The organism is Desulfovibrio sp., from assembly GCF_009712225.1.
In the GTDB taxonomy this organism is placed as follows: Bacteria; Desulfobacterota; Desulfovibrionia; order Desulfovibrionales; family Desulfovibrionaceae; genus Desulfovibrio.
In genome coordinates this window covers 194,529-212,204 of record NZ_WASP01000008.1, presented here as the reverse complement: position 1 = coordinate 212,204, position 17,676 = coordinate 194,529, and the positions used below count along the sequence as shown (strand labels likewise).

19 protein-coding genes are annotated in these 17,676 nt (G+C 61.4%); 9 read left to right on the top strand and 10 right to left on the bottom strand.

Annotated elements, in window-relative coordinates:
• The first annotated feature begins 32 nt into the window (after positions 1-32).
• The 8 genes from F8N36_RS11340 (at position 33) to F8N36_RS11305 (ending at position 8,410) form a co-directional block, all read left to right on the top strand.
• Positions 33-2,588, top strand: a complete 2,556-nt coding sequence (locus tag F8N36_RS11340; RefSeq protein WP_291332924.1) for a pyridine nucleotide-disulfide oxidoreductase/dicluster-binding protein — start codon at positions 33-35, stop codon at positions 2,586-2,588.
• A complete protein-coding gene (locus F8N36_RS11335) occupies positions 2,585-2,800 on the top strand; it encodes a DVU_1557 family redox protein (RefSeq protein WP_192113326.1) in 216 nt (71 codons plus the stop codon). The genes F8N36_RS11340 and F8N36_RS11335 overlap by 4 nt, the downstream gene beginning before the upstream one ends.
• Positions 2,797-3,522, top strand: a complete 726-nt coding sequence (gene trsM, locus F8N36_RS11330) for a DVU_1556 family methyltransferase (protein WP_291332923.1) — start codon at positions 2,797-2,799, stop codon at positions 3,520-3,522. The genes F8N36_RS11335 and trsM overlap by 4 nt, the downstream gene beginning before the upstream one ends.
• Positions 3,519-3,983 (top strand): DVU_1555 family C-GCAxxG-C-C protein, encoded by a 465-nt coding sequence (locus F8N36_RS11325; RefSeq protein WP_291332922.1) that lies wholly within the window; start codon positions 3,519-3,521, stop codon positions 3,981-3,983. The genes trsM and F8N36_RS11325 overlap by 4 nt, the downstream gene beginning before the upstream one ends.
• Positions 3,980-5,413, top strand: coding sequence for a radical SAM (seleno)protein TrsS (gene trsS, locus F8N36_RS11320; RefSeq protein WP_291332921.1), 1,434 nt, complete (start codon positions 3,980-3,982; stop codon positions 5,411-5,413). Before F8N36_RS11325 ends, trsS begins: the two co-directional genes overlap by 4 nt.
• The gene (locus F8N36_RS11315) at positions 5,410-6,525 is read left to right on the top strand and encodes a DVU_1553 family AMP-dependent CoA ligase (protein ID WP_291332920.1); all 1,116 of its coding nucleotides are present in this window, start codon (positions 5,410-5,412) and stop codon (positions 6,523-6,525) included. The genes trsS and F8N36_RS11315 overlap by 4 nt, the downstream gene beginning before the upstream one ends.
• A gap of 68 nt (positions 6,526-6,593) precedes the next feature.
• Complete coding sequence (locus tag F8N36_RS11310; RefSeq protein ID WP_291332919.1) at positions 6,594-7,826, top strand: DVU_1551 family NTP transferase; 1,233 nt, start codon at positions 6,594-6,596, stop codon at positions 7,824-7,826.
• Positions 7,823-8,410, top strand: a complete 588-nt coding sequence (locus F8N36_RS11305; protein ID WP_291332918.1) for a histidine phosphatase family protein — start codon at positions 7,823-7,825, stop codon at positions 8,408-8,410. The genes F8N36_RS11310 and F8N36_RS11305 overlap by 4 nt, the downstream gene beginning before the upstream one ends.
• Positions 8,411-8,446: 36 nt before the next feature.
• On the opposite strand, the gene F8N36_RS11300 is transcribed toward F8N36_RS11305, so the two are convergent.
• The 10 genes from F8N36_RS11300 to guaB form a co-directional block, all read right to left on the bottom strand.
• Positions 8,447-8,986: a hypothetical protein gene (locus F8N36_RS11300; protein ID WP_291332917.1), complete on the bottom strand. Its 540-nt coding sequence runs from the start codon at positions 8,984-8,986 to the stop codon at positions 8,447-8,449.
• 32 nt (positions 8,987-9,018) lie between these two features.
• A complete protein-coding gene (locus F8N36_RS11295) occupies positions 9,019-9,357 on the bottom strand; it encodes an SMR family transporter (protein ID WP_291332916.1) in 339 nt (112 codons plus the stop codon).
• Positions 9,357-9,779, bottom strand: a complete 423-nt coding sequence (locus F8N36_RS11290) for a multidrug efflux SMR transporter (RefSeq protein ID WP_291332915.1) — start codon at positions 9,777-9,779, stop codon at positions 9,357-9,359. Before F8N36_RS11290 ends, F8N36_RS11295 begins: the two co-directional genes overlap by 1 nt.
• A gap of 347 nt (positions 9,780-10,126) precedes the next feature.
• A complete protein-coding gene (gene hisA / locus F8N36_RS11285) occupies positions 10,127-10,858 on the bottom strand; it encodes a 1-(5-phosphoribosyl)-5-[(5-phosphoribosylamino)methylideneamino]imidazole-4-carboxamide isomerase (RefSeq protein ID WP_291332914.1) in 732 nt (243 codons plus the stop codon).
• Complete coding sequence (locus F8N36_RS11280; protein WP_291332913.1) at positions 10,855-11,514, bottom strand: hypothetical protein; 660 nt, start codon at positions 11,512-11,514, stop codon at positions 10,855-10,857. The genes hisA and F8N36_RS11280 overlap by 4 nt, the downstream gene beginning before the upstream one ends.
• Positions 11,514-12,113, bottom strand: a complete 600-nt coding sequence (locus F8N36_RS11275) for an imidazoleglycerol-phosphate dehydratase (RefSeq protein ID WP_291332912.1) — start codon at positions 12,111-12,113, stop codon at positions 11,514-11,516. The genes F8N36_RS11280 and F8N36_RS11275 overlap by 1 nt, the downstream gene beginning before the upstream one ends.
• Positions 12,110-13,303 carry a twin-arginine translocase subunit TatC gene (tatC, locus tag F8N36_RS11270; RefSeq protein ID WP_291332911.1) on the bottom strand — a complete coding sequence of 398 codons (1,194 nt, stop codon included), beginning with the start codon at positions 13,301-13,303 and terminating at the stop codon, positions 12,110-12,112. The genes F8N36_RS11275 and tatC overlap by 4 nt, the downstream gene beginning before the upstream one ends.
• A complete protein-coding gene (gene tatB, locus F8N36_RS11265) occupies positions 13,300-14,016 on the bottom strand; it encodes a Sec-independent protein translocase protein TatB (RefSeq protein WP_291332910.1) in 717 nt (238 codons plus the stop codon). The genes tatC and tatB overlap by 4 nt, the downstream gene beginning before the upstream one ends.
• A 9-nt stretch (positions 14,017-14,025) precedes the next feature.
• Positions 14,026-15,561: a glutamine-hydrolyzing GMP synthase gene (guaA, locus tag F8N36_RS11260; RefSeq protein ID WP_291332909.1), complete on the bottom strand. Its 1,536-nt coding sequence runs from the start codon at positions 15,559-15,561 to the stop codon at positions 14,026-14,028.
• A gap of 306 nt (positions 15,562-15,867) precedes the next feature.
• Positions 15,868-17,325: an IMP dehydrogenase gene (guaB, locus tag F8N36_RS11255; RefSeq protein ID WP_291332908.1), complete on the bottom strand. Its 1,458-nt coding sequence runs from the start codon at positions 17,323-17,325 to the stop codon at positions 15,868-15,870.
• Positions 17,326-17,404: 79 nt separating this feature from the next.
• Here guaB and F8N36_RS11250 point away from each other — a divergent pair.
• Positions 17,405-17,676 (top strand): hypothetical protein (locus F8N36_RS11250; RefSeq protein WP_291332907.1); only part of this gene is annotated, 272 nt, incomplete at its 3' end.

Sequence of the window (17,676 nt, the reverse complement as noted above, 5' to 3'; positions counted from 1 at the left end):
GCACCTGCACCAATCCAGCGAGAAACATCGCCATGATGGACCAACAACGTCTGCACGAAATAGAGTCGCACTGCACGCAGGAAAGCCCGCCCCGTTGCCGGGTGGCCTGCCCCTTTGATCTGGATGTGCGAACCTTTATGGCCCGCATGGCCGAGGGCAAGCAGGGCGAGGCCCGCAAGGTGCTTGAGCGGCATCTGCCCTTGCCCGGCATAATCGCCCGTATCTGCGACCACCCCTGCGAAAATGCCTGCCTGCGGCAGGATCTTGGCGGCAGCGTGGCCATGCACGGGATTGAGCTTGCATGTATGCTGGCTGTGGGGCCGCAGGGCCGTCCTCTGCCCCTGCCGCCCAAAAAATTTCGTATGGCGATTATGGGTGCAGGATTGGCGGGGCTTGCGGCGGCGTGGGATCTCTCGCGCAAGGCCTATCCCGTAACGGTATTTCACGCGGGCGCACCTGCGGAATTTTTGCTGGCCCGCCACGCGGCGCTGGCTGCCGCACCTGATGCCGCAGGCATCACCAAGGATTTTGCGGCAGAAGATTTTGAAAGCCTCACCCGCCAAAAGGTAGTTTTTGAACAGGCAACGTTGGATGCGCCCCTGCTGGAAAAGCTGGCGGTGGAATACAATGCAGTGCTGGTGGACGCCGACGCTGTGTTGGCGGCAGCGCCCGACCTGATACCGGCCGAGGCCCAGATTGATGCCGAGACCCTGCTGTGGCGTGACAATATCTGTTGCGCTGGCTGGCCTGTCAGCACCCCCACGGGGCATGTTTTCGCCTCTGCCTCGCGTCAGGCAGGGCAGGGGCGGCACGCGGCCCAGACCATGGAGCGCGTGACCAGCGGTGTTTCACTCACCGCGGCGCGCGACAAATCGCAGGGACCGCTGCACACCGATGTTACGGGTATAAACCCCGTACCGCGCGTGGAGGCGGCACGGCAAGCTGGCAATGCCCTTGCGGAGCCTCTGTATTCGGCAGAGGAGGCCGTTCGCGAGGCAGAGCGCTGCCTGCAATGCCAGTGCATGATCTGCGTGCGCGAATGCGTGTACCTGCAAAAATACAAGGGGTATCCTCGACTTTACGCGCGCCAGATCCACAATAATGCCTCCATCGTCAAAGGCCTGCACACGGCCAATGCCGTCATTAACGGCTGCGCCCTGTGCGGTCAGTGCGAGGAGCTTTGCCCGGAGAATTTTTCCATGTCCGAGCTCTGCCTTTCCGCACGCGAAGATATGGTGGAGCGCGGCTTTATGCCGCCCACTGCGCACGAATTTGCGCTGGAAGATATGGAGAGCGCCAGCGGGGCCGAATGCGCGCTGGTGCTGCCGCCCCCGGCTGCCCAAGGTGCAACCGGGGCCCACGGCGCGGTATCTCATCTGTTTTTTCCCGGCTGTCAGCTGGCTGCGGCACGGGTAGAACAAACCGTCGATCTGTACGACCTGCTGCGCGCAAAGCTTGGCACGGCAGATGGGCAGGGCGTGGGCGTAATGCTCTCGTGCTGCGGTATTCCTGCCCGCTGGGCCGGTCGGTCGGCCCTGTTCAGCGAGCACATGGAAACAATCCGTCAGGCCTGGCAGGGGCTGGGCAAGCCACGCATTGTGGCGGCCTGTTCCTCATGTCTTGCGGCCCTGCGCGAAGGCCTGCCCGAAGCGCAGACCGTATCTGTGTGGGAAGTGCTGGACGGTTTGGCGCAGGATTGGCTTGCTGCCACGCCCATTTCAAAAGATCTGCCCCAAATATTTTCCATTCAGGATCCCTGCACTGCGCGGCACGACAAGGCATGGCTTGCTGCTGTGCGCAGTCTTGCGGGAAAGTGCGGGGCCACGGTTGAGGAACCCCGCCTCAGCGGAGCCTCCACGGCCTGCTGCGGTTACGGTGGCCTTGTGTGGTGCGCCCAGCCGCAGACGGCAAAAGCCATGAGCGACCACCGGGCGGCCCAGCTTGAGCACCCCGGTCTTGCCTCGTGCATCATGTGCCGCGACCGTATGGCGGCCAGCGGCAAGGAATGCTGGCATATGCTCGACTTGCTTTTGCCGCAGTCTGGCAATGCAGAATTTGCAAAGGGACAGTCGGGCGCAGTTCCCGGCCCCGGTCTTTCGGCCCGGCGGGCCAACCGCGCGGCCCTGCGCCGCATTCTGCTGGAAAAATACGGCAGCATGTATGGACTGAACAGCGCTACCTTTACCGCACCAGACCACGCGGGCAAGCGTAGGGTGCTGGTAAGCCCCAACGCCTTGGCGCGCATGGAAGAACGGCATATTCTGCTTTCAGACGTGGAAGGAGCCGTGGCGGGGGCCGAGGCCAGCGGCCACTGGTTTGAAAATCTGGAAAACGGCCACCGGCTTGGTTCGTGGCGACCCAGAAAGGTAACTTTCTGGGTGGAATACCAGCCGCAGGGCGAGGGCTTTATCCTGCACGATGCATGGTGTCACCGTATGGTGGTGCCGGGTTCTGGCGGGCAGGAGGCCGTGGATGTCATCAACAGCCACCAGTGTTGTACCGATGGTCAGAGGGTTGGCCAGAATCTTGGGCAGAATCCGGGCTCCCGGAGCGGACAATCTGGCGTGCAGGGAGGTGGACAGTCATGAGCATGGGGCCAAATTACGGGCCGGATGGCGGCCAATGGGTATGCGGACGTTGTCGTGTTGCCCTTGAGCAGGTGAAGGTTCCCGTATTTTATCTCAACAGCGCTTTTGACGTATTTTTGCCGCGCTGCCCCAAGTGCGGGCTCACTCAGGTTCCCAAATCTCTGGCAGAGGGCAAGATGCTTGAGGTGGAAGCCCTGCTGGAAGACAAGTGAGCGCACTCTGGGAACGGCCCGATTTTCGGCGCGCCGCAGGTGATGCGTGGCGGCCCGGTGGCGTGGTGCTGACCTGCCGCGCGCTCGACAGGTGCGCGGCCAGCGGCTGGCTGCGGCCCGGCGGGCTGGTGCTTGATATGGGCAGCGGGGCAGGGGCCACGTTGCGCCTGCTGGCAGAGCGGGGCTACAGCGCTGTGGGGCTGGACAAATATGCCGGGGCAGAGCGGCTGGCTGGCGAAGATTTGGGCATTACTTGCGCCCTTGTGCGCGCGGACCTTACGCGTCCACCTCTGGCAGGGGCCTGCGCAGACTGTGTGCTGTGCGAATGCGTGCTCTCTTTGCTGGCAGACCCCCTTGTGACCTTAAAGGCGGCCTTTGCGGCCTTGCGGTCCGGCGGTGTGCTGGTGGTCAGCGATCTTATGCTGCGGCAGGGGTACGCGCAGACCTCGGCGGATTCCAGCCTTGGGGGAGTTGGTTCTTCGTGCCTTGCGGGCGCGCGGGGCGAAGCTGGCTGGCGCGGGCTCATGGAAGCTGCGGGCTTTACAATCGTGCATTTTGAGGACAACAGCCGCGCGCTGGTGGAACTGGCCGCGCGCATGGTCTGGTACGGCGATGCATCCACCGGGCAGGGCAGGGGCTGCGCCTGCGAAGGCCACACCCCCGGCAACGCCTTGCGCGCCTTTGGCTACGGCCTGTGGATCGCCCGAAAGGAGACGCTATGAATCCCATGATGATGGAACTGCTGCCCCTGGTGCATCAGGGCTATTGTTGCAGCCAGTTGCTGCTTCTGCTCATGCTTCAGGCGCAGGACAGGCAGAATCCCGGCGTGGTACGCGCCGCGCAGGGACTGTGCCACGGCATCGGCCAGTCTGACGGCCCCTGCGGCCTGCTGACCGGCGGTGCTTGTGCTTTGGCGCTGGCCGCTGGCAAGGGCGCAGAGGACGAAACCGCGCACCCCATGCTTACCCCCCTGCTCAACGATTATGCCAGCTGGTTTTATGACCGCACAGAGGCTTACGGCGGGCAGCGTTGCGGGCAGATAGCGGCTGGCTTGGGCGCTACTTCTGGCGTAGCGGGCGAGCAGCCCAATCCCGTGGCCTGTGGCGACCTGCTGGCCGAATGCTGGGGAAAAATCATGGAACTGGTTCAGAGTTACGAGCTGGATCTCACGGAAAAAGCATGATCCTGCGCCGCACCCAAAGCCTCTGCCCCGAGTGTTTGCGGCGGGTAGAGGCCAGCTATGTGTATTCGGCCACAGATGCCCATACCGTTGTACTGCGTAAAACCTGCCCTGACCACGGCACGTTCAGTGTGCCTGTGTGGCGCGAATCCGGCGAGGGTGCGGCAGCCACGCCGCCCTTTGCGAGCTGGTCGCGCCCCAAAAATCCCTCCTATCCGGTCAATCCCCGCACTCCCATCCGCGATGGCTGTCCCTATGACTGCGGGCTTTGCCCCGCGCACGCCCAGCATACCTGCACGGGCCTGTTTGAGGTCACCAAGCGCTGCGACATGGCCTGCCCCGTGTGCTACGCACAGGCGGGGTCAGTGTCGAATCCCCTACGCAGCGAGGCCGACGATATCTCGCTGGATGTCATCGCCATGCAGATGGATGTTCTCAAGGGGGCGTCCGGCCCGTGCAACGTGCAGATTTCTGGCGGCGAACCCACCGTGCGCGACGACCTGCCCCAAATCATAGGCTTGGCGCGTCAACGCGGCTTTGGTCTGGTGCAGGTCAATACCAACGGGCTGAGGCTCGCGCGCCAGCAGGGCTATGCCCGCAGCCTGCGCGATGCCGGGCTTGATTCGGTCTATCTGCAATGGGATGGCGTACGTGAAAGCAGTTTTATGGCCCTGCGCAGCAGGGAATGCCTCGAATTCAAGCGCCGCGCGGTGAGCAATTGCGCCGATGCCGGGCTTGGCGTGGTGCTTGTGGCAACCGTGGTGCGCGGCGTCAACGATGGTGAGCTGGGCGACCTGTTGCGACTGGCGCTGGATATGGGGCCTGCGGTGCGGGGGCTGCACATTCAGCCCGCTGCATTTTTTGGCCGCTACCCCTGGCAACTGGAAGAAGCACCGCGTCTTACCTTGCCCGATGTGATGGCCGCGCTGGCGCGACAGGCTCCGGAACTGGTCAGCCCAAGCCATCTGCACCCGCCGGGGTGTGAAAACGAACTGTGTTCTTTCAGTGCCGTTTACCGTCGTGTGCAGCATAACGGCAAACCGGGGCTGCAATGGTTGTCCGATGCCGGGCAGTCGTGTTGCTCGCCTGCGCCGCAGACAGTGGGGGCAAGCGTGCCGCCACCCGCCGAAGAGGGCGCGCGCAAGGCAAAGCAGTTTGTGGCCATGCACTGGAAGGGCGACGATACCGCAGGCGAAAGCCGTGTTTCCCCAAATTCCGGCGCAGACGGCTTTAGCCGCTTTCTGGCCCACGCCGGGGCAGAACAACGCTTTACGCTCTCGTCCATGGCCTTTCAGGATGCCCTGAGCCTCGACCTTGACCGTGTTCGGGGCTGCTGCATCCATGTGGTGCGGCCTGATGGCCGCATGATTCCATTTTGCCTGCACAATCTTACGGCCAGCAACGGCACGCGCCTGTATGGTGAACAGCCATGAGGGCAAAAATTGACGCGTGTTTTGGTTCGTGCCCGCTGGATGTCTGGCTGGCAGTGCAGTGCGGCGCAACCGCCAGCTGTGAACTGCCCGAAAAACTGGCGCAAATGCAGTTGCGCCTTTTGCGTAGCACCGTAGAGCAGGCCATGCGCGGGGCCTTTTACGCAACGCGTTTGCAGGGCCGTGTCAGCGAGTTTACGAGGCTGGAAGACCTGACGCGCCTGCCCTTTACTACGGCCGAAGACCTGCGCAACTGGGGTGATTTTTTGTGTGTTTCGCAGGGTGACGTGCAGCGCATGGTAACCCTGCACACTTCAGGCACCACAGGTCAGCCCAAGCGGCTCGCCTTTACGGATGCAGATCTTGCGCGTACGCGCGATTTTTTTGCTGTGGGTATGAGCCAGCTCGTGCGGGCAGGGCAGCGTCTGGCCGTGCTGCTGCCGGGCGCGGAACGGCCAGACGGTGTGGCCGATCTGCTGCGGCAGGCCCTTGTCAGCGCCGGAGTGGAGGTGGTGGCTCCGCCAGCGCAGGTGCATATGTCCAGTCAGCCAGGTGAATCCCTTGTCCAATGGATAGAGCAGGCCGAAGCGCATTGCCTTGTGGCTGCCCCGGCACAGCTGGCCTGTCTGCTCGGGTGGTTTTTCTCTGCCGGGCCAAAAAAAATTGCGGGCGTGCTTTCCAGCGCCGAGCCTCTGGATGTCGCGCTTGGGCAAAGCCTGCGCCAGGTCTGGCAGTGCGAGGTTCTGGATCACTACGGCCTTACGGAAACAGCCTACGGCGGCGCGGTAGAATGTGCCGCGCACAATGGTTTTCATGTGCGGGAGCTGGACGTTCTGATAGAAATAGTAGATATATCGGGGCATAAGGTTTTGCCCGTAGGAGAGGCTGGCGAGGTGGTCATAACCACCCTGCAGCGCGAGGCCATGCCGCTGGTGCGCTACCGCACTGGTGATGTGGCCCGCCTGTTGCCCGGCCCCTGCGACTGTGGCAGCCCCCTGCTCAGGCTTGGGCCTGTGCTTGGGCGCATCGAGCGCCCTGCGGGAGCAAGCCCGCGCATTGTTTGCCCCAGCAAGGGCAGGGGATGGCAAATCCCTGATTTATCGGACCTGCACTAATTTTTTGGCATCCTGTATCTGCCGCAGTGGATGAGCTGATCCGCGCTGCGACGCAAGGAAGGAAGCACATGGAAACTGCCGTTATCGTTCTTGCCGCTGGCATGGCTTCACGCATGGGTGCGGCCAAGGCGCTGCTTTCACTGCCCTTGCTGCCCGATGGGGGGCACTGCCCGGCCCTGCGGGGGTTGGTCAAACAGTACCGGTCTGCGGGTGTGCAGCGCGTGGTGGTGGTCAGCGGTTATCACGCCGACGTTGTGGAAGGCGAGGCTGTGGCGCTGGGGCTGAAGGCGGTTCGCAATCCTGATCCCCAGCAGGGCATGTTTTCGTCTGTGCGAACTGGCGTGGCGGCCCTGACGCAGAGCGGTTTTGACGGATATTTCTTTGTACAGCCGGTGGATATTCCGCTGGTGCGCCCCCTGACCCTGCGGGCCCTGTGCGAGGCGGCTGAGCAGGAGGAGGCTGGTCGCGCGGCGGAACAGGCCGTGAGCGGCAAGGCGGCACCGTTGCCGGTGCTGATCCCCGCCTTTGACGGGCAGGAGGGGCATCCCCCGCTTGTTCCCATGCATCTCGCCCCGCGCATTCTGGCTCACACCGGACAAAACGGCCTGCGCGGCGCGCTTGAAGGCGCGTCCCTGCGTCATGTGCCAGTGCCCGATGCCATGATTCTGGAAGACATGGACACCCCCGACGATTATGCCCGCCTGCGGTTCCTCGCCCTTGAGCGGCAAATGCTCTCGCCAATAGAAGCCGAATCGTTGCTGCATCTGTACAACGTGCCGGAAAAAGGCCTGCGTCATGCCCGCGCTGTGGGTGCTGTGGCCTGTTGTCTGGCCGAAGCCCTGGCGCACGCCCGCGAAATTGCCGGGTATGATGCTGGTGTGGATCCGCGCTGGGCGCTGGCTGGCGGTCTGCTGCACGACCTCTGCAAGGGGCAGCCCCGCCATGAAGAGGCCGTGGGCGAATTGCTGCGTCAACTTGATCTGCCGGGCATGGCGCGGCTGGTGCAGGACCACCGTGATCTTTCCTTGCCGGGCGATGAACCTATCACCGAGCGCGAGCTGATCTATCTGGCCGACAAATATTGTTACGGTGGCAGTTTTGTGCCCATCGAACGCCGTTTTGGCAACAAGCTTGATGCGTACGCGCAGGATGCTGCGGCCTGTGAGGCCATTCAGGGTCGTCTGGCCCGCGCCAAAAAAATGGAAGAACGCCTTGCGCGTGAAATTGGCAGGGATCCCGCCCTTGTGGCTGAGCGGGCGTTGAAACGAAACTGCGGCGCAGCGCAGGTTAATGCCGCATGAGCGGCATGTGGCTGGTAAGGCACGGCTGCCTGCCGCCCAACCCCGAGCGCCGCATGGTCGGCGCGCGTGATATTCCTTTAAGCGATGCGGGCCGCGCCCAGATACGCGCCATGGCGCGTCAGTTTGTGCCAGAACTGGGGCAGGGCGTGGGAGCAGTCATCTGCTCTGACCTTGACCGCTGCCGTGAAACAGCAACCCTGCTGCTTGAGAGCCTGCCTGCAACCAGCAAACAGGGCAGACCCACCCTGCATGTGGAGCCCGGTTTGCGCGAGATATGCCTTGGCCGCTGGCAGGGCATGACCAAGGCAGAAATTGAAAGCGCATGGCCCGGTGCATACGCCGCCCGTGGGCAGGACATGGCCCATTATTGCCCCCCGGAGGGGGAAAGTTTTATGCAGGCGCAGCGCAGGGCTCTGGCGGCGCTGGCGCGCTGGCGCAGGGCATACCCTTGCGCCACCCTGCTTGTGGTTTCGCACGCAGGCATCATTGGCACGCTGCTGGCCCATTACCTTGCCCTGCCGCTCAGGCACGTGCTGCAGATACCACAATACTATGGTTGCCGGGCCTTTGTGCCTGAATGGTAGCGGCAGTCGCCAGTTGTATTCCCTGTTTTTTTGCGCTCAGCTCCACGCGGTGGGATTGTACACGGTGATATGCAGCTTGATGTAGCGGTCTGTCAGCACGTCCGCAGGCAGATTGAGGGCAATGTGCTCCTGTTCTCGCTGGCTGAACTTTGCCAGCCACGCCGCAGCCTCGCGCCCCAGTTCCGCCATGTGGGCCAGGGGTGTAAACATGCTGGCGGGGCATATCTGGTAAAGGTACAGCTCGCCCGCATTGAGCACAAAGGGGAACAGCCCGCAGGCTACCGGCCTGTCGGGGCGCGGCAGGCGGCAACCCTGGCTTGTGCATGAGCGGCAGCCCCTGCCATCCATAAAGGCCGTATCCTTGGTCAGCAGAAAAAAGTCGTTGGCAAGGCCAGGGCGCAGCTGATCGGGCAAGAGCCCCATGGGAAAGGGCTCGTTGGAATCCTGCGGGCCGCAGCAATAGCGACAGTCGCGGCAATACCCGTTTTGGAGCCAGCCATCTCGCCAGCTCACCGTGCGACGCCGCGGAAACATCTTTTGCCAGTGCGCCAGATAATCCCAGAATCCTTTTCTCATATACGCTCCCAATAACAGCAGCTGGGGCTGACTCAGCTTGAGTGCAGCAAAACCATGCCGCACACAAGCAGAAAGATGCCCGCAAAAGCGCTGGGCCGGAGTTTTTGGCGCAGCAAAATCCAGCCGCCCAGCGATGTGCCAAGTACGCCAAAACCGCCCCACATGGCATAAGCCACGGCCAAATCCATATGACAAACTGCCAGTGAAAGGCAATAGAAAGCCAGCCCCACCAGCGCCAGAGCCAGCAGGCCAAGACCCCGACGGCGAAAACTGTCGGAGCGCACCAGCAGCATGTTGGCGGTCACATCGAGCGCTGCCGCCAGCAGGACAAGGGGCAGGGCTGCATTGTCAAACAGGTTTGCATAGTCCATCAGTTGCCCCCTTCTGTGAGTGCGGTGGGGGTAGCTGTGCTGTTTGCGGTGCGTTCAGTGCCGTGAGCTTTTCCGTGCCCAGTTCCGTGGTTAACCAGCAGCGCGCCTCCAAGTACACAGGCAAGGCCCAGCGCGCGGTTTAATGTCACTGCTTCTTCCAGAAAAAATATGCCGCCCAGGGTTATGCAGGTGAGGCCCAATCCCTCCCAGAGGGCAAAGGTCACACCCACAGGAATGCCTGTAACTGCACGTGACAAAAAGATATATGACAGGCCAATGGCCAGCCACATGACAATAAGTCCAAGCAGCTGGGCATGGGCAAATGCCCAGCCCTGCGCCAGCTTCATGATCAGAGTGCCACCCACCTCCAGGGCTATGGATGCAAGCAGACAGTACCAGTGGTATGGTTTTGCAGTAAGCATAATATTCTCGCAGTAAAAGAAATGGATTGTTCTTCATGGGATAAGAACAGTAAAATACGCAAGGATACGAATCTGCGAGAGATATTACAGAAGTGAACGCCAGTAGCGTTCTTCAGGAAATCCCGATACGTTCGGGACAAAAAGCGGTAGTAAAGAGGCGTTGAAGACTGACATGAGACAAATATAAGGCCTGAAATGTGGTGAGTCAAGGCAGCTATATTCGTTTGCACCTCAAACGAGTGGCATTGCCTGCAGCGGCGGTGCAAAATGAGGAAAAGAGCTTGCCACAAAAAAGGCGGGCCTTGTGGCCCGCCTCATTCAGTCAGCAGCAGGTAATCTACCCAGGGTTACTGGGCTGCAACCCAGGCGTTGGCTTCCTCAAGGTTGAGGGTGCCCTCGTACAGTGCTCTGCCGCTCACGGCGCCCACCAGACTTGTTGTGAGGGTGAGGGGGTAGAGCTTCTGTACGTCAGCCAGGGTTGCCACGCCGCCAGCCGCAATGACTGGCACAGTGGAAAGACGCGAGATGTGTTCAAGCGCCGCCACGTTCACGCCGCACTGCATGCCGTCGCGCTCGATATCGGTGTAGATGATAAAGGCCGCACCGTCCTGCAGCAGGCGGGGCAGGGCTCCGTCCACCGTCAGGCCCGTATCGGCCACCCATCCACGGGTCTTGAGCTTGCCGCCTTCGGCATCAAGCGAAACGCCAACGCGCCCGGGAAAGGTGCGGCACATTTCGGCAAAAAGCTCGGGCTGTTCCAGAGCCAGCGTGCCGATGATCAGGCGCGTAACACCCGCATCAAGGTAGGCGCGGGCTGTTTCCATATCGCGAATACCGCCGCCAAGCTGCACAGGAATGCTGAGCTCGTTGCAGATACGGCGCACGATCTCGCGGCTTTTGGCTGCCCCGTCAAAGGCGCCGTCCAGGTCAACCACATGCAGCCACTGGGCGCCACGGGCTTCCCAGGCTTTTGCGGCATCGGTGGGGTCTTCGGCAAAGACCGTGCTTTCGTGGGCGCGGCCCTGCTTGAGACGCACGGCCTTACCGTCCTGAATGTCTACGGCGGGAAACAGAATCATAAACCCATGTCCTTTACTGCTTTGTGCATGCCGTCTTCAGACAGCTCTTCGGCGGTGACCCACTGGCCGCGGCGCTTGAAGAACGAGCCAACGTTGAGCAGGTTGTCCACCAGCCCTTCCTGCCGTTCCTCAAATACCGAACGCGTCATCACATAGCCGTTGGCAATGTTGATGAGGAAAAATTCCACGCGCACGTGAGCGGGCTGGGTAACGCCAGCGTTTGAGCCCTCGCGTTCGTGCCAGTCGAGCACCTGGGGCACAAGCAGCAGCTGCGCGCCCTGCTTTTTGCCATAGGCGATCCACAGGGGCAGGGCCTGAGGCTGCTCGGAGCTGTGGAACCGGGTGAGATCCTTGGGCAGGTCAAGCTTGTTGATAAACTTGAATTGCCGTTTGGAATCGGAGCTGAGCACGGTCTGGAAGCGGCGGTCAAGCGAGGGCAGCTGCTCGTCGGCAATGCGTCCCTGATCTTCGGGGATATGGCCGGTGATAAGCTGGCTTGCGTTGATCGGCTGGGTAAAGGGCGCAACCGAGACGACATATGAAGGAGAAATAACACGGGGCACATCTGCCGTGCTGCTGGGACGTCGGCTGCAGGCGCAGGCGATCATCAACAGGCAGAGCGCGGGCAGCAACAGTATGCGAAGTCGGGATTGCATCAATCAAGACCTCCCTTGGTGCTTCTGATAGTTGTGCCGTTTCGGCGCACTGCCTGGGCAAGGGCAAGCCCCAGCCCCTTGGCGGCCGATTCCAGCAGATGATGACCGTTCTGGCCATAGCGGAATTCCACATGCAGGTTACAGCGGGCACTGCTGGCAATGGCCTTGTAAAATTCGCGCCAAAGGTCTTTTTCTTCACCTGCCAGCACGGGGGGCAACAGCTCGCCACCGCGCCATTCAAGCCAGGGGCGGCCCGAAAGGTCAACGGTAGCCTCGGCCAGCGCCTCGTCCATGGGAACGCGGCCATAGCCCACCCTGGCAATGCCAGTTCTGTCGCCAAGGGCCTCGAGCAGGGCCTTGCCAAACAGCAGGCCCACGTCTTCGGTGGTATGGTGGGCGTCCACTTCCATGTCGCCTTCGCAAACCAGCCGCAGATCCATACCACCCCAAAAGGCAGTAAGGGTGAGCATGTGGTCGAGCAGACCAAAACCGGTTTTCACATCCGTAATGCCCTGACCGTCAAGGTTCAGTTCAAGCCGGATGTCGGTTTCTGCACTTTTACGCTCCTGTGTGGAGGTTCTGGGTGCGGTGTTGCTCATGCTCCCTCCGAGGGGTGTTCGCCCTTGGCCGTCTTTTTGTCAGCAGTGTCGCCGTTGTCTGCATCATCCGCTTTTTCTTCAGATTCGTCATCCTCTGTAGGGGGCTTTTTGCCAAATGCCACCGCAACATAGATGCTTATTTCGTACAGAACGAGCATGGGCGCGGCCATGAGCAGCTGCGAAACCACGTCGGGCGGCGAAAGAATGGCCGCCACAATAAAGATGCCAAGAATGGCGTAACGGCGTACCCGGCGCATGAGCTCGGCTGTGATGATGCCCATGCGCGCCAAAAAGAAGGCAAACAGGGGCATTTCAAACACAAGACCAAAGGCAAGTATGAGTTTGAGTACAAAGCTCAGATAATCGCTGATCTTGGGCATGGCCACAATGGAATCGGTGGCGTAGCTCACAAAGAAGGCAAATGCGTTGGGAAAGACCACAAAGTAGCAGAACGCGCCGCCGCTGATGAAGAAAAAGGCCGACATAAAGGCCACAGGCAGGATATGCCTTTTTTCTTCTTCATACAGGCCGGGCGCAATGAATGACCATACCTGGTAAAAAATGACCGGGCTGCTCACAAACACGCCTGCCACAAAGGAAATGTGCATGCGTGTAAAAAAGCCTTCCGGCAGGGTTGTGTAGATGGCGTGTGAGCCCTCGGGCAGAACCTTGAGCAGCGGGTCTACCAGCGCGTCAAAAATGGGGTCCACAACCGCCCAGCAGGCCATAAAGCCCACCATGACGGCCAGGCAGCAGCGCACAAGGCGACCACGCAGTTCCGAAAGGTGGTCCATGAGGCCCATGGGGCGGTCGTCGCCTTCCGCTTCTTCCTCTTCATTTTCCGGGTTGGCGGGCGATGTCCCTTCGCTCTGGGCGGGCAGATTTTCAGGATCTGCCGCAGGGCTTTGCGCCTCGCCTACGGGCGGAACAGGAGGCAGGGGAGGCTGGCCGTCGGCCAGTGTTTCTGGCGCGGCTTCGGGGGCGGCTTCTGCCGTTGCTTCCTGAGTGGCTTCGGTTGCGCCTTCAGGAGCAGCGGGCGTTTGCGCCTCCGCAGAAACAGCCGTAGCGGCCACCGGATCAACCGGGGCCGCCATGGATTCGTTATTATTGAGGTTTTGCGTATCCCCTGCGTTCTCAGGGGTAGACGGAGCAGCGACCACCTCGGGGCTCAAGGGCTTGTCTGTGCTCATGCCTTGCCGCCATTTTCAGAGGCTGCGGCAGGCTGGGCCACACCTGTGGGGGCTGCTGTCTGTTTTGCCTCGGCTGCTTCTGCCTGAGCCCTGGTTTTGGCAAGGGCTTCGGCCAGCGGACTGCCAGCAGGGGGCGTGACGGGTGCGGCTTCTGCCTTGGCGTCTGCGCCGGGGCCTTCAACCACCTGTGCATCCACAACCTTGGCCTCCGCAGCCGGCGTTGAGGCCACAGTGGTTTCGGCTTCAGGAGCCGTTTGCGGCTGGGCCTCGTTCGCTGCCGTTGCCGTAGCGTCTGTCGTTGCTGCTGGCGCACTATCTGCAGTAGCAGCTGGCGCAGGCTGCGCGGGGGCTGCCTGGCCGGCTTCTGCTGTGGGGCGGGTTGCGGAGGCATCAATTACCGCTTCGGATGCGGGAATATTCTCCGGGGTGGCCCCAGGCGCGGCAGCGGCTGCCGCGGCCATTTCGGCGGCGCGGGCTTCCTTGGCTGCGGCTGCGGCTTCCTTGGCCGCACGGGCGGCTTCCTGCTTGCGCTTGCGCTGTTCTTCTTCCTCGGCCTCAGCGTTCAGCGTGCGCTGAAAATCTGTGGAAACGCGACGGAATTCGCCCATGGCCTTGCCCAGCGTGCGCGACACGTTGGCAAGGCTCTTGGGCCCAAGAACAATGAGGGCCACCACCAGGATGACCAGAAGTTCAGAGCTTCCTATTCCAAACATGCTGCCCCCCTATTCCCACTCAATGGTGCTCGGCGGCTTGGAAGAAACGTCGTACACCACGCGGTTGACGCCCTTGACCTCGTTGATGATGCGGCTCGACATACGCTCGATAAGCTCGGCGGGCAGGCGTGCCCAGTCGGCCGTCATGGCGTCCACACTGTCCACCACGCGCAGGGCGATAACATGCTCGTAGGTGCGTCCATCGCCCATGACGCCAACGGTCTTGAGCGGCAACAGCACGGCAAAGCCCTGCCATACCTTGCGGTACCAGCCAGATTCGCGCAGTTCCTGCTGCACGATCTTGTCGGCAAAGCGCAGGATCTGCAGGCGTTCTTCGGTGATTTCGCCAAGTACACGAATGGCAAGGCCAGGGCCGGGGAAGGGATGCCGCCACACGATGGAATCGGGCATGCCAAGCTCTGCGGCAACCTTGCGCACTTCGTCCTTGAAGAGTTCGCGCAGGGGTTCGATGAGCTTGAGCTTCATGGTGTCGGGCAGGCCACCCACGTTGTGGTGGCTCTTGATGACGGCGCTGGGGCCCTTGTGCGACACCGACTCGATAACGTCGGGGTACAGCGTGCCCTGGGCCAGAAATTCCACTTCGGGCAGCTTTTTGGCTTCTTCGTCAAAAATTTCAATAAAGGTGTGGCCGATGATCTTGCGCTTCTTTTCAGGATCGTCCACGCCAGCAAGCTTGGAGAGAAAACGATCCTGCGCCTGCACAAAATTGAGGTTGAGGTCAAAGTGCTCGCGCAGGTAGCTGACAACCTCGTCGCCTTCGCCAAGTCGCAGCAGGCCGTTATCAACAAAGATGCAGTGCAGGCGCTTGCCAATGGCCTTGTTGAGCAGCACGGCCACCACTGTGGAGTCGATGCCGCCAGAGAGGGCGCAGACCACATGGCGGTCGCCCACCTGTTCGGCCATTTCGGCAACCACGCGCTCCACAAACGAAGACATGGTCCAGTCAGGCTTGATGCCCGCCACCTTGAACAGGAAATTGCGCAGCATGCGCTCGCCGTCCACGCTGTGGTGCACTTCGGGGTGGAACTGCACGGCGTAGATCTTGCGGGTTTCGTCGGCCATTGCCGCCACTTCGAGGGTGGGGGTGCTGCCCGTAACGATAAAGCCCGCCGGGGGTACAAGCACCTTGTCACCGTGGCTCATCCACACGCGGCTGGTGGAGTCTATGCCTTCCCACAGGGCGCAGGATGCGGTGAGCGAAAGGTCGGAGGGGCCGTATTCTCGCGTAAGCGACTGGGCAAGCTGGCCGCCCAGGTTCTGGGCAAGCAGCTGCATACCGTAGCAGATGCCGAGCACCGGCACACCAAGATCAAGAAAACCGGGGTCGAGCACCGGGGCGTCGGTTTCACCCACACTGGCGGGGCCACCGGAAAGGATGATGGCAGAAGGCTTCATTGCCGCCACTTGCGCGGCGGTGGTGATGCAGGAGTGTATTTCGGAGTAAACCCCGGCTTCGCGCACGCGGCGCGCGATGAGCTGGGTAACCTGTGAGCCGTAGTCAATAATTATGACTTTGCTGGGCATATGTGTCCTCGCCTGGTGCTGGCCGTGGCCTGTTGCTGTGCGCCGCTTCCGTGCGCCCGGTAATTTGCCTGCCGATCCTCAACTGTTGGCCTGTTGCTGGCCTGGGTCTCAGTTCGGTTGCGTGCCGGGGCTTGTGGGGAAGCGCAACGGCTTGGTAGCCGCTGCGCCTCCCGCAAATGTCGCCACGAGATGTCTTTAACCTCCGCCCAATAAGGCCGCCTGCCTGTCGGTGCGCTGTTGCGGCGCAGGGCCGGTGCGCAGGCGAAATCCCACAGCCGGAGGGCAAACCGCTGGCTGCGGTTGTTCCTAATTCTCGATGCGGTAGTTGGGTGCTTCCTTGGTGATCACAACGTCGTGCACGTGGCTTTCGCGCAGGCCCGCCGGTGAAATCTCGCAGAAGGTGGTATTTTCAAAAAGGTGGGTCAGGTTGTGCGCGCCCACATAGCCCATGCCGGAACGCAGTCCGCCCATGAGCTGGTACACGGCTTCCATGACGGGGCCACGGTAGGGCACGCGGCCCACGATGCCTTCGGGCACGAGCTTTTTGCTCTTTTCCTGGAAGTAACGGTCAGAGCTGCCGTCCTTCATGGCGTCGATGGAACCCATGCCACGGTAGATCTTGTAGGTACGGCCCTGGTACAGAATGGTTTCACCGGGGCTTTCCTCGGTACCCGCAAAGAGGGAGCCGATCATCACCGAGTGCGCGCCCACCACAAGAGCCTTGACGATATCGCCAGAGAACTTGATGCCGCCGTCGGCGATGCAGCAACGGTCCATTTCGCGTGCGGCGCGGCCTGCTTCCATAACGGCTGTAACCTGCGGCACGCCCACACCGGCCACGATACGGGTGGTGCAGATGGAGCCGGGTCCGATGCCAACCTTGACGGAGTCGGCACCGGCTTCAAGGATGGCCTTGGCACCTTCGTAGGTGGCCACGTTGCCAGCTACCAGCTGGCAGTTGGGAAACGCGCCCTTGACCATGCGGATGGCGTTGAGCACGTTGAGCGAGTGGCCGTGGGCCGAGTCGAGCACCAGCACATCTGCGCCAGCTTCAAGAAGCTGCTCGGAGCGGGATTCGCAGTCGCGGCCAATGCCGATGGCAGCACCCACGCGCAGGCGACCATTAGAGTCCTTGCAGGCGTTGGGGTACTTTTGAACCTTGTCGATGTCCTTCATGGTGATGAGGCCGCGCAGGTGACCCTGTTCGTCCACCACCAGCAGTTTTTCGATGCGGTGCTCATGCAGGTGGCGCTTGGATTCTTCAAGCGAGGTGCCCATGGGCACAGTAACGAGGTTTGTGCTCGTCATCACCTCGGAAACGCGTACTGCGGCTCCATCCTGCACAAAACGCACGTCGCGGTTGGTCAGAATGCCAACCAGGCGGCCATCGTCCACCACGGGCAGACCCGAAACGCGGAAGTCGGACATGAGGTCCAGGGCTTCCTGCACGGTGTTGTTGGGCGAGATGGTCACGGGGTCAAGAATCATGCCGCTTTCGCTCTTCTTGACCTTTTCCACCTCAAGGCGTTGCCGGGCCACGGGCATGTTCTTGTGAATGATACCAATGCCGCCCATGCGGGCCATGGAAATGGCCATGGCGGCTTCTGTCACGGTGTCCATGGCGGCAGAGAGCAGGGGAATGCGCAGAGGAATTTCGGGGGTGAGCCAGGTGGAGATGTCTACGGCGTCAGGGGTGATGTCCGAAAAGCCGGGGACTAGCAAAATGTCGTCGAAGGTCAGCGCCTTACCGCGATTGGTGAACATGACGTCCTCGTAATTGGCTGTAATAATTCTGAAAATTATAATCCAAAAGATTATCCCCTTGTGCCTCATATGTCAATGAGTGCAGCGCTCGCCAGCCCTTGGGCCACAAGGGGTAGCGGGTGCGCAGGATGTGCGTGCCGGTGTCAGTTTCAGCGTAAAAACATGGGCGGCAGGGTGTGCCGCTGGGGCGCAAGCTCCACTTGCGGGGCATGTTGTCGCGCCTTGGGTGCCTGGGCACCGGGCGCGTGCGGTTTACGCGCTGGTCGTACCCGCCGGGCAGGGCGCTGGCGCGCCTGAACCGTTCATGCGGGGTGCTGGCGAACTACTGCTTTTAGCCGATTTTTGCAAGGG

Bases quoted from the DNA above. Each gene is read 5' to 3' on its own strand.
- F8N36_RS11340 (WP_291332924.1), top strand. From the start codon at position 33: ATGATGGACCAACAACGTCTGCACGAAATAGAGTCGCACTGCACGCAG.
- F8N36_RS11335 (WP_192113326.1), top strand. From the start codon at position 2,585: ATGAGCATGGGGCCAAATTACGGGCCGGATGGCGGCCAATGGGTATGC.
- F8N36_RS11325 (WP_291332922.1), top strand. From the start codon at position 3,519: ATGAATCCCATGATGATGGAACTGCTGCCCCTGGTGCATCAGGGCTAT.
- trsS (WP_291332921.1), top strand. From the start codon at position 3,980: ATGATCCTGCGCCGCACCCAAAGCCTCTGCCCCGAGTGTTTGCGGCGG.
- F8N36_RS11315 (WP_291332920.1), top strand. From the start codon at position 5,410: ATGAGGGCAAAAATTGACGCGTGTTTTGGTTCGTGCCCGCTGGATGTC.
- F8N36_RS11310 (WP_291332919.1), top strand. From the start codon at position 6,594: ATGGAAACTGCCGTTATCGTTCTTGCCGCTGGCATGGCTTCACGCATG.
- F8N36_RS11305 (WP_291332918.1), top strand. From the start codon at position 7,823: ATGAGCGGCATGTGGCTGGTAAGGCACGGCTGCCTGCCGCCCAACCCC.
- F8N36_RS11300 (WP_291332917.1), bottom strand. From the start codon at position 8,986: ATGAGAAAAGGATTCTGGGATTATCTGGCGCACTGGCAAAAGATGTTT.
- F8N36_RS11295 (WP_291332916.1), bottom strand. From the start codon at position 9,357: ATGGACTATGCAAACCTGTTTGACAATGCAGCCCTGCCCCTTGTCCTG.
- F8N36_RS11290 (WP_291332915.1), bottom strand. From the start codon at position 9,779: ATGCTTACTGCAAAACCATACCACTGGTACTGTCTGCTTGCATCCATA.
- hisA (WP_291332914.1), bottom strand. From the start codon at position 10,858: ATGATTCTGTTTCCCGCCGTAGACATTCAGGACGGTAAGGCCGTGCGT.
- F8N36_RS11280 (WP_291332913.1), bottom strand. From the start codon at position 11,514: ATGCAATCCCGACTTCGCATACTGTTGCTGCCCGCGCTCTGCCTGTTG.
- F8N36_RS11275 (WP_291332912.1), bottom strand. From the start codon at position 12,113: ATGAGCAACACCGCACCCAGAACCTCCACACAGGAGCGTAAAAGTGCA.
- tatC (WP_291332911.1), bottom strand. From the start codon at position 13,303: ATGAGCACAGACAAGCCCTTGAGCCCCGAGGTGGTCGCTGCTCCGTCT.
- tatB (WP_291332910.1), bottom strand. From the start codon at position 14,016: ATGTTTGGAATAGGAAGCTCTGAACTTCTGGTCATCCTGGTGGTGGCC.
- guaA (WP_291332909.1), bottom strand. From the start codon at position 15,561: ATGCCCAGCAAAGTCATAATTATTGACTACGGCTCACAGGTTACCCAG.
- guaB (WP_291332908.1), bottom strand. From the start codon at position 17,325: ATGTTCACCAATCGCGGTAAGGCGCTGACCTTCGACGACATTTTGCTA.